General features: G+C 72.2%; 11 protein-coding genes and 1 pseudogene. 11 read left to right on the forward strand and 1 reads right to left on the reverse strand.

Annotated features, from left to right (window positions below; genetic code table 11):
* The first annotated feature begins 136 nt into the window (after positions 1–136).
* From ABD691_RS02795 to ABD691_RS02830, 9 genes and pseudogenes are all read left to right on the forward strand, one after another.
* Positions 137–1471, forward strand: coding sequence for an L-lactate MFS transporter (locus tag ABD691_RS02795; RefSeq protein ID WP_344677744.1), 1335 nt, complete (start codon positions 137–139; stop codon positions 1469–1471).
* Positions 1468–1575 (forward strand): MFS transporter small subunit, encoded by a 108-nt coding sequence (locus ABD691_RS33670; RefSeq protein WP_425564947.1) that lies wholly within the window; start codon positions 1468–1470, stop codon positions 1573–1575. The genes ABD691_RS02795 and ABD691_RS33670 overlap by 4 nt, the downstream gene beginning before the upstream one ends.
* A 102-nt stretch (positions 1576–1677) precedes the next feature.
* Positions 1678–2238, forward strand: coding sequence for a YwqG family protein (locus ABD691_RS02800; protein WP_344677745.1), 561 nt, complete (start codon positions 1678–1680; stop codon positions 2236–2238).
* 140 nt (positions 2239–2378) lie between these two features.
* Entirely contained in the window at positions 2379–5528 is a 3150-nt protein-coding gene (locus tag ABD691_RS02805) for a M48 family metalloprotease (protein WP_344677746.1), read from the forward strand.
* 56 nt (positions 5529–5584) lie between these two features.
* Entirely contained in the window at positions 5585–6451 is an 867-nt protein-coding gene (locus ABD691_RS02810; protein WP_344677747.1) for a LysR family transcriptional regulator, read from the forward strand.
* A complete protein-coding gene (locus ABD691_RS02815; RefSeq protein WP_344677748.1) occupies positions 6448–7341 on the forward strand; it encodes a serine hydrolase in 894 nt (297 codons plus the stop codon). The genes ABD691_RS02810 and ABD691_RS02815 overlap by 4 nt, the downstream gene beginning before the upstream one ends.
* 150 nt (positions 7342–7491) lie before the next feature.
* Positions 7492–8385, forward strand: coding sequence for a class A beta-lactamase (bla, locus tag ABD691_RS02820; protein ID WP_344677749.1), 894 nt, complete (start codon positions 7492–7494; stop codon positions 8383–8385).
* 2 nt (positions 8386–8387) lie between these two features.
* The gene (bla, locus tag ABD691_RS02825; protein WP_344677750.1) at positions 8388–9275 is read left to right on the forward strand and encodes a class A beta-lactamase; all 888 of its coding nucleotides are present in this window, start codon (positions 8388–8390) and stop codon (positions 9273–9275) included.
* A 415-nt stretch (positions 9276–9690) separates the two neighbouring features.
* Positions 9691–9882 (forward strand): annotated as a pseudogene (locus tag ABD691_RS02830) (TetR/AcrR family transcriptional regulator C-terminal ligand-binding domain-containing protein); the annotation flags it as partial.
* A gap of 6 nt (positions 9883–9888) precedes the next feature.
* Here ABD691_RS02830 and ABD691_RS02835 read toward each other — a convergent pair.
* Positions 9889–10797 carry a LysR family transcriptional regulator gene (locus ABD691_RS02835; protein ID WP_344677751.1) on the reverse strand — a complete coding sequence of 303 codons (909 nt, stop codon included), beginning with the start codon at positions 10795–10797 and terminating at the stop codon, positions 9889–9891.
* A 71-nt stretch (positions 10798–10868) separates the two neighbouring features.
* Here ABD691_RS02835 and ABD691_RS02840 point away from each other — a divergent pair, with 71 nt between their 5' ends.
* Entirely contained in the window at positions 10869–11921 is a 1053-nt protein-coding gene (locus ABD691_RS02840; protein WP_344677752.1) for an SDR family oxidoreductase, read from the forward strand.
* Between the two features lie 10 nt (positions 11922–11931).
* Entirely contained in the window at positions 11932–12717 is a 786-nt protein-coding gene (locus ABD691_RS02845; protein WP_344677753.1) for an SDR family NAD(P)-dependent oxidoreductase, read from the forward strand.
* Positions 12718–12767: the final 50 nt, after the last annotated feature.

Raw genomic sequence — 12767 nt, forward strand, 5'->3', positions numbered from 1 at the left:
ACTTTCTCGTCCCGCGGTTTCGCGCAGCGGGACGATGTGCCCACTGGCCGGAAGACGATCGGCGCGGCTCTGGCGTGGCGGCGCGGACATGCGCAAGTCTGTGATCCCGAAGCCCAGCGCGCACTGAGGAGCCGCCGTGGTCGCAGAGCTGCTCGACCGTTCCCGCATCGTCGCGCCCGCGGGCTGGAACCGGTGGTTGGTGCCGCCCGCCGCGCTCGCGGTGCACCTGTCGATCGGCCAGGTCTACGCGTGGAGCGTGTTCAAACCGCCGCTGGAGGACGCGCTCGGGCTGTCCGGCACGCTGAGCGCGCTGCCGTTCCAGCTGGGGATCGTGATGCTCGGGTTGTCGGCCGCGTTCGGCGGGACGGTCGTCGAACGCCGGGGGCCGCGCTGGGCGATGGCGGTGTCCACGCTGTGCTTCTCGGCCGGGTTCCTGCTCTCGGCGCTGGGCGTGGCGCTGGGGCAGTACTGGCTGGTGGTGCTCGGTTACGGCTTCGTGGGCGGGATCGGGCTGGGCATCGGCTACATCTCGCCGGTGTCCACGCTGATCAAGTGGTTCCCGGACCGGCCGGGGATGGCCACCGGCATCGCGATCATGGGGTTCGGCGGTGGTGCGCTCATCGCCTCGCCGTGGTCGACGCAGCTGCTCGGTTCGTTCGGTTCGGACACCGGCGGGATCGCGCTGACGTTCCTCGTGCACGGCGTGGTCTACGCGGTCTTCATGTCGCTGGGCGTGGTTCTGGTCCGGGTACCGCCGGAGGGCTGGCGGCCCGCGGGGTGGCAGCCGCCGGAGTCCACCCGGGCGATGATCACGAAGGCGGAGGTCTCGGCGGGCAACGCCCTGCGCACGCCGCAGTTCTGGCTGCTGTGGATCGTGTTGTGCTGCAACGTGACCGCGGGGATCGGCATCCTGGAGAAGGCCGCTCCGATGATCGTGGACTTCTCCGCCGCCGGTGCCGCTCCGGTCGCCGCGGGTGCCGCCGCCGGGTTCGTCGCCCTGCTGTCGCTGACCAACATGGCCGGTCGGTTCGCGTGGTCGTCCACATCGGACTACCTGGGGCGAAAGAACATCTACCGGCTCTACCTCGGCGGCGGTGCGCTGCTGTACCTGGGGATCGTCGCCTTCGGCGCGTCCGGGGTACCGGTGTTCGTGCTGTGCGCGATGCTGATCCTTTCCTTCTACGGCGGGGGATTCGCGACCGTCCCGGCGTATCTCAAGGACCTGTTCGGCAGCTTCCAGGTGGGCGCGATCCACGGCAGGCTGCTCACCGCGTGGTCGGTGGCCGGGGTGCTCGGGCCGCTGATCGTCAACGCCGTCGCCGACGCCGGGGAGGCGGCAGGCGCTCAGGGGCCGGGCCTGTACTCGACCTCGCTCTACATCATGATCGGCTTGCTGGTGGTGGGATTCGTGGCCAACGAGTTCGTGCGTCCGGTCGATCCGAGGTTCCACGAACCGGAGGTGTCGCGATGAACCGGCGGGTGCTGATGGCCGCGGTCTGGCTGTGGGTCGGGCTGCCCTTCGCGTACGGCGTGTACGAGCTGGTGCGCAAGGTCGCCCAGCTGTTCACCGGGTGAACCTGCCGCCTGCCGGTTGAATTCCGCCAGACCCAGCCCTCGGCGTCGGTGCGCATCACTACCGTCTTCGGCGGGGGACGAGAACTTCAGTGAGGACACCGCATGCGCAGCAAGCTCACCATCCGCTTCACCGAGGCGGCGGAACCGATCACCGAGCCGGTCACGAAGTTCGGCGGCCAGCCGGTGTGGCTGGAGGAGCCGACCTGGCCGCTGTCGGCCGAGACCGGCAGGCCGATGCGGTTCGTCGGCCAGATCCGGCTGCCCGGCGACGAGCCGCGGCTGGCGTACCTGTTCATCACCGACGAGGAGGACTTCGTCGACGGCACCCACGAACCCGCGGGCGGGGAGAACGCCTTGTTCGCCCAGCCCGGTGAGCCCGCGGACTTCTACCAGCTGGCCCGGATCCGCCGGGGGCCGATGTTCGGGCCCGACCACCAGGTGGAGACCGAGCCGCACAGCGGCGAGTTCGGCAGCGCGCTGTGGGGCGAGCCGGAGTGGTTGCAGGGCGAGGAGGAGCCCGACGAGCCGGGGGACTGGCGGTTCGTGCTGCAGCTGGACAGCTCGGACGCGCCGTTCGAGCTGAACTTCGGCGACCTGGGGATCGGCTACGCCTACCTGGACGAGAAGACCGGGCAGGGCAGGTTCCTCTGGCAGTGCGGCTGATCGCGGGTTCATCGGAATTTCATCGCGTCCCGCTAGCGTCGCTCAAACCTCGATGAGCGGGGGGACGACGTGAACTCCGGAACGGACGCCCATCGGACCGGGATCGTGGTCGCTGCGGGAGCCCTGCCGGGCGGTCGGTGATGGCCGGGCAGCCGGTCGACGAGCGGGTGCTGAGCGCGGGAACGACCGTGCGCTTCGTGCTGCTGGTGGTTCTGCTGCTGGTGGCCGGCGGTTCGATCGCGCTGGACCTCATCGGCATCGGCCTGCCCGACTCGCACGATTGGGGCTGCGCGCTGGCCGCCGGGTGGGATCCGGGCGACGGCACCGACCAGGCCACCTCGATCAGCCTGATCGACCAGGCGAGTGCCTACGACGCCTGCGTGGAGCGCTACGCACCGGCTCCGCCGTGGTGGATGCCGCTGGGGTGGCCGGTGCTGCTGTCGGCGGTGGCCGCCGCGCTGTTCTTCGGCCTGGCCGCCTGGAAATCGCGGCGCGGCCGGGTGGTCCCCGTGGAGTCGGTCGACGGGAGCGGCGACCTCCGCCGGACGCTGGCGGAACTGGTGGAGGTGGCCGGGCCGGCCCGCGCGCCGCGGTTCGTCGTCGACCCTTCGGCCATGTCGACCAACGCCGTGGTGTTCGGCAGCAACCGCAGGCCCACGGTGTGCCTGCACGGTGGGCTGGTCGCGCGCCGGAAGGGGTCTCCGGAGGCGTTCCGGGCGGTTGTGCTGCACGAACTCGCGCACATCCGCAACCGCGACGTCACGATCACCTACGCCACGATCGCGTTGTGGCGGGTGTTCCTGGCCCTGGCGCTGCTGCCCTTCCTGGTGCGCAACGTCTACCTGTTCGCCAACGGGGCGGGAACGCCGCTGTGGTCCAGCTACGCGCCGGGGGTGACGCGCAACCTGCTGCTGACGGTGGTCATGGTCGTGCTGGTGTTCCTGGTGCGCTCGGACGTGTTGCGCACCAGGGAGATCTACGCCGACCGCACCGCCATGGCGCTGGGCGCGGACCCCCGGGGCTGGTCCGTCGCCGGACCCGCCGGGACCGGCGGCGCGCTGAGGAGCGCGCTCCGCTCGTTCGTCGAGCTGTGGGGCACGCACCCGCGTGGGGAACTGCGCCGGGAGGCGCTGGACGATCCGGCGACGCTGTTCGCGGTGCGGACGCTGCTGATGTTCCTGACCGGAGCCGCCGCCGCGCTGATCAACTACCACGTGTGGCGCTACCTGAAGCAGTACGAGCTGGCGGGCTGGTGGGGTGATCAGGTCGCCGCGCTGGTCGCCTCGGCGTTGGTCGCCGGGGTGGCGGGGACCGTCCTGTGGCGGGCGGTGGTGCACGCCGTGCTCACCTCGCGCCCGGCGCCTTCCGGCGTCCGGGCAGGGCTGTGGCTGGGCGCCGGGGTCGCCGTCGGCGAGCTGGTCACGGGCCAGGAGGTGATCCACGACTGGATCCCCGCGCACCCCGAGTTCTTCCTGCTCGTGGTGCTGGCGGGCGCGGTGTTCGCCTGGTGGACCAGCCAGAGCGCGGAGCTGTGGATCTCGGCGCGGCGGGAGCGGACGCTGCGTCCGGCGATGGCGCTGTGCCTGGCGGCCGGGTGCCTGGTGCTGTCGGCGTGGTTCTCGTGGTGGCTCGGTGGCGGCGCGCTGCTGGTGGCGGGGCGACCGTTCGACCTCGCGGGCGTGAGCGAGGGGCTGGCGCGGAGCTATCCCGGTCCGGCCGCCGACCACCAGGTCATGCTGTCGGCGATCGCGGCGGCGATCCCGGTGGTGGGCAGCATGACCAAGGTGCCGCTCGCGCTCGCGGCGGTCGCCGCGCTGTGGGTCGTGCCGCTGCTGGCCTGGACGGCGAAGCAGACGGGGTCGACGCTGCGGCGGGTGCTGCTGCCGGGTCTGCTGGGAGGGGTTGCGTGCTGGGTCGCGGTGGCGGGTGCTCAGGCGCACATGCACGGCCTGCTGCCGGATTTCGGAGCGGCGGGCGGCCTACACGAGTTGATCTACATCGCCTGGTTGTTCGTGGCGCTGGTGGTGATGACCGCCGTGACCGGTGCCGTGACCAGCGCGCTGGCCGGGCGGTTCCGGCTGCTCGTCACGCTCATCGCGGCGGAGACCGCGGCGCTGGTGGGCGTCGCCGGGGCGTTCGTGCTCGCGTCAGCGGACGGATGCGTCGAGCCGCTGAACACGCTCGGGACGTCCTGCGGCTGGCGCCCGGAGTTGGTGGTGGGGTACTTCGAGATACTGCTGACCCCGGTGCTGGTGATCACCGCGATCACGGCCGTCATCGCGGCCGCTGTGGGGACCGCGTTCGGCCGTGCGAAGGGAAAAGCTCCGGCGGAGCAAGCGGAACCGCGGACCGGGAGGATGGTCGCCCGCCGCGTCTGCGTCGGGGCGTTGTGCGCTGTGACGGCAGGAATCGCCGTGTCGCAGGCGGTCGTCCACTCCGACCTGCCCCCGACGGCAGCACCGCCCGGGGTACCGGGCATCGTCGCCGCCCCGGAGGGAACCGCTTCGTCGGACGAGGTCAGGCGGTTCCAGGTGCTCGCCTGGCGGCGGTACGGCGGCAGCGAGCTGATCGACCGGTTCAACACCACCACCGACGACCTCCTGCGGAAGCTGGACGAGGCCGATCCCTTCACCGCGGGAGCCGACCCGGTCTGCGTCGAGATCGGTCGGATCGGCCAGGACGTCGCCGGGTACCTCCGCGTCCCGGACGAGGTCGCGCAGAAGCACTGGCAGCGTTTCCCGGCGCAGCTGGGGAAAGTCGGCCGGGACTGCCGGGACGGCCTGGCGCGGCGCGACATCGACCGCCTGGCGGCGTCGCTGTCGTGGCTCGAAGAGGCGGTGCGAACCGTGGCAGCAGTGGACGTCTGGAGCGGCGAAGTCGCGCGCGGCGAACCGGCCGATCCCTTGCCCGAACCGGCCCCACCCGCGCCGCAGGTTCCCGAGCGGTGGGCGGATTACGGCGGCCTGAGCCTCCTCGACCGCTTCGAGTCCACTTGGGGGGATCTGCGGAGCTACCTGGAGCAGGTGCGGGGATCGGCCGACGTCACCCGGATCGAGCCGCTCTGCACGGAGGCGGAGCGGATCGCGAAGGAGGCCGACGAGTTCTTCGGCATCTCCGACCCGGATGCGGAAGAGCGCCGGCGGACCTTCATCGCGCAGGCGCGCGACGGCGCAGCCGGCTGCTTGGAGGCGCTGCACGCGCTGGACAGCGAGGCGTTGGCCGAGTCGTTGCAGCGGTTCGAAGCGGCGACAGCCACTGCGGGACTGGTCCGGTCGGCGGTGGGCGGCTGAGCCCGGCCGCACGGCACCGGAACCGGCCGAACCACGCCCGTGCTTGGATCCAACCCGTGGACCTGTTACGTCACCTGCGCTTCTTCGTCGCGGTCGCCGAAGAAGGGCACTTCGGCTCCGCGGCCGACCGGCTGGGCATGACCCAGCCGCCGCTGTCCCAGGGCGTCCAGCGGCTGGAGGCCCGGCTCGGCGTCACCCTGCTCACCCGCGGTTCCCGCGGTGCCCAGCTCACCACCGCGGGCTCGGCCCTGCTGCCGCGGGCGCGCGACCTGCTCGCCGACGCCGAGAGCTTCGAGGCCGAGGCCCTGCGGCTGCGGGAAAGCCGCGGTGCGCTGCGGATCGGCGTGGTCCCGGCGCTCAGCGACTGGCACGTCGCCGCGGTGACGACCGAGGTGCGCGGCGCCGCGCCGTCGACGGTCATCACGACCACCGCGCCGACGGCCGATCTCGTCGACGCCGTCACCTCGGGCAGGCTGGACTGCGCGGTCGTGCACCACCCCGCGCTGATCGGGACGCTCGACTGCGGCGCGGTCATCCGGGTTCCGCGCTGGCTGCTGGTGCCCGCCGGGCACCCGGCCGCCGACGGCGGGTCGCTGCGCGCGCTGAAGGGCCTGGCTTGCGCGACCGCGCCGCGCAGGCACGGCACGGCCGCGTTCGACCTGCTCCTGGACACCCTGCGCGCCAAGGGCCTCGACCCGGTGTTCCTCCCAGCCGCCGACGACCGCGCCGCGGTCACGGCGGTGGCCGCCGGCCGCGCGTTCGCGCTCACCACCGATCCGTCCCTGCGGGTGCCCGGGGTCGTGCGGGGTCCGGCGGCCGGGGACGACCTGGCGCTGCGGGTCCGGCTGGTCCGGTCGGAGGCCGGCCCGCCGGACGCGGTCGTGGCGGCGGTCGAGACCGCGCTGCGGCGGGAGCGGTCATGAGCGTCGAGCAGCGGATCCGGGAGGTCCTGCGGGACGCCGGTGCCGAGGGCTGGGTGCACGCCAAGCAGCTCGCGGGCCCGTCCGCCCGGGAGGTGTGCGTGGGCGCCGACGATGCCGTCGTCACGGCCTCGGTCTACAAGTTCCCGCTGCTGGTGGCGTTGTGCCGGGCCTTCGACGCGGGCCGGATCGATCCGCGCGCGGCGGTGCGGATCAACCCGCCCTCCTGCACGCCCGGGCCGACCGGCCTGGCCGTCTTCCTCGACCCGGTGACGCTGTCCTGGCGGGACCTGGCGGCGTCGATGATGGCGGTGTCGGACAACTCCGCCGCCGACGTGATCCTCGGCGAGGTCGGGCTGGACGCGCTCGCCGACACCCTCGCCGACCTGGGCCTGGAGCGGACCCGGATCGTCGGCGGGACCGCCGACTCGCACGCGGCGCTGATCCGCGACACCGGTGCGGCGACGGCGTCGGAGGCGTTCGCGCTGCTGGCCGACAACGACGACGCGCGCACCGTCAGCGCCTACGACCCGTCCTACGCCAGCGCGACCACCCCGCGCGAGATGACCAGGCTGCTGGAGCTGGTGTGGGCCGACGCGGTGGCTTCGCCGGAGCAGTGCGCGTTCATCCGGCGGCTGATGGGCAACCAGGCGTGGCTGTACCGGGTCCGCGCCGGGTTCCCGTTCCAGGGCGTGCGGGTGTCGGGCAAGACCGGGACGATCGGCGCCGTGCGCAACGAGGTCTCGGTGGTCGAGTTCGACGGCGAGGCCCCGGTCGCCGTCGCCGTGTTCACGCTCGCCGCCCGCGCCGACGGTTTCCTGCCCCTGGTCGATTCGGCGATCGCCGAATGCGCCCGGATCGCGGTCACGGACCTGCGCTCCGGGCGGCTGTGAGCGACTTTTTTTCGAAGGTTTCCGGCGACGGCGGCAGCGTGCACGCAGCGTCCATAGCGTTTCGCTATCGGGCCTGCGGGAGGTCCGGATTGGCGCTTCCACCGGTTCGGGTGCTTGATTGGGAATCACCGAGATGAACGGAGTTTTCCCTTGCACCAGAACAAGAACCGGGTAGGGCGTCGGGCTTTCCTCAGTGGACTCGCGGCCCTGCCCGTGCTGGGCGCGTGCGCTGCCGCTCCCGCTCCCGCGCCTGCGGACCGGTTCGGCCCGGCGCTGGCGGAGCTGGAGCGCCGCTATGGCCTCCGGCTGGGCCTGTCGGCGACCAACGTCACCACCGGCCGCACCCTGGCCCACCGCGCTGACGAGCGGTTCGCGATGTGCTCGACGTTCAAGACCTACGCCGCCGGAGCGCTGCTCGCCGCGCACCCGCTGGCCACCGGCTACTTCGACCGCGTGATCCGCTACCGGCGCGAGGACCTGGTCGAGAACTCGCCGGGCACCGAGAAGCGGGTCGACACCGGGATGACCGTCGCCGAGCTGTGCGAGGCCGCGATCACCCTCAGCGACAACACCGCGGGCAACCTGCTGCTCCGCGAGCTGGGCGGGCCGCAGGCGATCGCGCCGTTCGCGCGCTCGATCGGCGATGGCGTCACCCGGCTCGACCGCTGGGAGACCGAGCTCAACGAGGCGTTCCCCGGTGACGAGCGGGACACCACGACCCCGGCGGGCATCGCCGCCGGTTACCGCGCCATGGTCGTGGGAGACGCGCTGGGCGCCCCGGAACGCGACCAGCTGACGAAGTGGCTCATCGCCAACACCACCGGAGGCAAGCGCATCCGCGCGGGCCTGCCGCCGGGGTGGGTCACCGGGGACAAGACCGGCACCGGGGACTACGCGTCCGCCAACGACATCGCGGTGACGTGGTCGGACAAGGGGCATCCGATCGTGATCGCGATCCTGACGCGCAAGCCGGAGAAGGACGCCGAGGCCGACAACGCGCTGTTCGCGGACGCGGCCAGGATCGTCGTGGACGCGGTGCGGTGACCATGAACCTCGACCGACGCAGTTTCCTCGCAGCGACCGCGTTGCTCCCGCTGGCCGGGTGCGCGAAGGGCGAAGCGCCCCAGCTTCCGCCGCCTCCGCCGCCCGAGCACCACGAACGCCTTGCCGAGCTGGAGCGGAAGTACGGCGCCCGGCTCGGGGTGTACGCCCTCGCGACCGGAACCGGTGAGGCCATCGCGCACCGGGCGGACGAGCGCTTCGCGTTCTGCTCGACCTTCAAGGGACTGGCCGCGGCTGCGGTGCTGCACCGGAACCCTATGTCCCATTTGGACACGGTGGTCCGCTACACCGAGGCCGACCTGATGAAGAGCTCGGCCATCACCCGGCAGCACGTGGCGACCGGGATGAAGATCCGCGAGCTGTGCGACGCCGCCGTCCGCTTCAGCGACGGCACCGCGGGCAACCTGCTGCTCCGCGACATCGGCGGCCCGACCGAGCTGACGGCGTACGCGCGCGGCCTCGGCGACGAGGTCACGCGAATGGACCGGTTCGAGCCCGCGATCGCCGACGCCGTCCCCGGGGACCTGCGCGACACCACGTCGCCCCGGGCTTTCGGCGAGAACTACCGCAGGATCGTGCTGGGAGACGCGCTTCCCGAGCAGAAGCGGGCTTTCCTCCGCGATCTGCTGGAGCGCAACGGCACGGGCGCCGGTGCCCAGCGGATCCGCGCCGGTGTCCCGCAGGGCTGGGCGGTGGCGGACAAGACCGGGACCGGCGACTACGGGACCGTCAACGACATCGCGATCGTGTGGCCGCCGGACACCGCGCCGCTGGTCATCTCGGTCATGTCCACCAAGAGCGCCAAGGACGCCCCGTACGACCAGGCGCTGGTCGCGGAAGCCGCCGCCTACGCGGTGGAGACCCTGCGCTAGGACCGGGCGCGGGTGCCCCGGGCCTGAGTGATCAGCCTCGCCGCGCCGAGCGCGACGGACGCCATGGTGAACCACTCCTCGGCGTCGTTGGCCAGCCAGGCCAGGAAAAAACCGAGCTGCTGGCCGAGCGCGGGTACGCGCAGCTGACCATCGAGGCGATCGCCGGCCGGGCGGGTGTCGGCAGGCCGACCGTCTACCGGCGCTGGGCGAGCAAGGACGACCTGGTGGTCCAGGCGCTGGTCGAATCGGTGCCGCCGCTGGAGATTCCCGGCAGCGGTGACCCGCGCCCGCGATCTGGGCGAGCTGGCGCTGACCTTCGTCCGGCGCCTGGCCGGGTCGCCGCTGGGCCGGGCGGTTTTCGGCGTGTACGCCGAGATCGGCCGCAACGAACAGCTGGCCGCGGCGATGCGCGACCTACCTGCGCCCGCGCGACGCGGTGGTCACCGATGCCTTCGAGCGCGCGCAGGCGGCCGGGGTGCTGCGGCCGATGCCCGCCGACGTGGTCCGCGACCTGGTCTTCGGGCCGCCGGTCCACCACTGGCTGTTGACCGGGGAGGTCGGGGCGGAGTCCGCTGTGGAGTGGGCGATCCGGTCGCTCCGGCCGTAGCGGTGGTCAGTCCAGCCGCAGCCTGCGGCGGACGTGCTCGGGCAGCACGGTCGCCCGGCGCGCGAGCACGTCGACGAACGCGGTGGTCAGCGGGTCCGGCCTGCCGCGCGTGTAGGCGGTCAGGGTGCGCCGGACGGGCGGGTCCGGTCGCAGCAGCCGTCCGTCGAAGCGGGGCGGGATCACGTTGGCGGGCACCAGCGCCGGGCCGAGCCCGGCGGCGGCCAGCGTCGGAGCGGCGGCGGTCTGCTCGGTGCGCACCGCCGCCGACGGCTGGAATCCGGCCGCGGCGCAGACCCGGTCGACCAGTTCGGCCAGGCCGTTGCCCGGTGAGTAGTGCACCCAGCTCCGGTCGGCGAGCGTGCCGAGCTCGATGTTCACCGACCCCTCCAGCGGATCGTCCTCCGGCAGCACCACGACGAACTCCTCCACGCCGAGGGTGCGCACCGGGCCGTCCCAGCCCGGAGGCGGCGGGCCCACCGCGACGTCGGCCTGCCCGGCGGCCATCGCGGCGAGCAGTTCGTCGGCGTGCCGGTGCTCGAAGAGTCTGATGTGGACACCGGGGTGCTCCCGCCGCCAGGTCCGGAGGGCGGCGGGCAGCACGCCCAGGCTGACCGAGTACACCGTCGCGAGCTGGAGTTCTCCGCGCTCCAGCCCGGAAGCCCGCCTGGCCGAGACCCGAGCCCGCTCGGCGTCGGCCAGCGCGGCCCGCGCGTGCGGCAGCATCGCCCGGCCCATCGGCGTGAGCCGCACCGCGCGGGGCAGGCGCTCCAGCAGCGGGCCGCCGAGCGTCCGCTCCAGCGCGCGGATCTGGTGCGAGAGCGCGGGCTGGGTGACGTGCAGCCGCTCGGCGGCGCGGGTGAACGAGCCCTCGTCGACCACCGCGACCAGGTACTCGAACTGACGCAGGCTTGCCATGAGCAAAGCTTATCGCTTGCGGTAAAAACAAGCCTTGGACTCATCGATCAAACCGGCGCAGTGTTGTGGGCATGAGCAACGGAGTCGCGTTGGTGGTCGGGGCGAACGGCGTCATCGGCCGCAATCTGGTGGAACACCTGAACACCTTGGAGGGCTGGGAGATCATCGGCCTGTCGCGGCGCGGTGGCCGGGATACCGGCCGCGTGCGGCACCTGTCGGTCGACCTGCTCGACGCCGACGACACCCGCGACAAGCTGAGCGGCCTGACCGGTGTCACGCACGTCTTCTACGCCGCCTACCAGGACCGGCCGACCTGGGTGGGGCTGGTACCGCCGAACCTGGCGATGCTGACCAACGTCGTCGACGCGGTCGAACCGGTCGCCCGCGACCTGCGGCACATCAGCCTGATGCAGGGCTACAAGGTCTACGGCGCGCACCTCGGGCCGTTCAGGACCCCGGCGCGCGAGACCGACGCCCGGCCGATGCCGCCGGAGTTCATGGCTTCGCAGCAGGACTTCCTGGAGCGGCGGCAGCGGGGCGCGGACTGGACGTGGACGGCGATCCGGCCCTCGGTGGTGGCCGGGTTCGCGCTGGGGAACCCGATGAACCTGGCGATGGTGATCGCCGTCTACGCCGCGATCTCCAAGGAGCTGGGAATCCCGTTGCGGTTCCCCGGAAAACCCGGCGCCTACGACCGGTTGCTGGAGATGACCGACGCCGGGCTGCTGGCCAGGGCGACCGTGTGGGCCGCGACCGAGGAGCGGGCCGCGAACCAGGCGTTCAACATCAACAACGGCGACCTGTTCCGGTGGAGCGAGATGTGGCCGAAGATCGCCGGGCACTTCGGCCTGGAGGTGGCACCGCCGCTGCCGATGTCACTGGAGACCGTGATGGCGGACAAGGAACCGGTGTGGAACGCCATGGTCGCCAAGCACGGTCTGCAGGACATCGCGTACCAGCAGGTTTCGTCCTGGGGATTCGGCGACTTCGTCTTCTCCTGGGACTACGACATGTTCGCCGACGGCTCCAAGGCGCGCCGGTTCGGCTTCCACGACTTCGTCGACACCGAGGCGATGTTCCTCGGGATCTTCGACGACCTCCGCAACCGCAAGATCATTCCCTGAGGAGAGTGCAATGGACCTGCAACTGACGGACAAGGTGTTCATCGTGACCGGCGCCTCGGCCGGGATCGGCGAGGCGGCCGTGCGGCTGCTCGCGGCCGAGGGCGCCAAGGTGGTCGGAGCCTCCCGGAAACCGCACGACATCTGCTCGCTGGGCCGGGGGATCAGCGCGGTGGCGGCGGACCTGAAGGACCCGGCGGCGGCCGAACTGGTCGTGCGAACGGCGCTGGAGCGCCACGGCCGGATCGACGGCGTGGTCAACAACGTCGGCGCCCTCGACTCCCGCACGAGCTTCCTGGACGTCACCGACGAGCAGTGGCACGACACGTTCGAGCTGAACTTCCACTCCGCGATCCGCATGACCCGCGCGGCGCTGCCCGCGATGCTGGAACACGGCGAGGGCAGCATCGTGCACGTCGCCAGCGAGGCGGCCCGGTTCCCGGACGTGCCGCTGGTGGATTACGCGGCGACGAAGACGGCGATGCTGTCGGTGTCCAAGACGCTCGCGGTGGAGTTCGGGCCGCGCGGCATCCGGTCCAACGTGGTCTCACCGGGCCCGACGCGGACCTGGCTGTGGGACGCGCCGGGCGGATTCCGCGACCAGCTGGCCGAGCAGTTCGGGATGGCACCGGAGGAAGCCGTCGAGCACTTCGTGCGCGACGTCCGGCGGCTGCCGTCGGGGCGGTTGGGCACGCCCGACGACGTCGCGCGCGTGATCGCGTACCTGCTGTCGCCGCTGGCGGGGCAGGTGACCGGCGCGGAGTGGTCCGTCGACGGCGGCGCGCTGCGGCAGATCTAGGCGGGCGGGTTTGGGTGGAACTCGTGCAGGAACGCGACCAGGTCCTCGCT

The organism is Saccharopolyspora taberi (assembly GCF_039534165.1).
Taxonomy (GTDB): Bacteria; Actinomycetota; Actinomycetes; order Mycobacteriales; family Pseudonocardiaceae; genus Saccharopolyspora_D; species Saccharopolyspora_D taberi.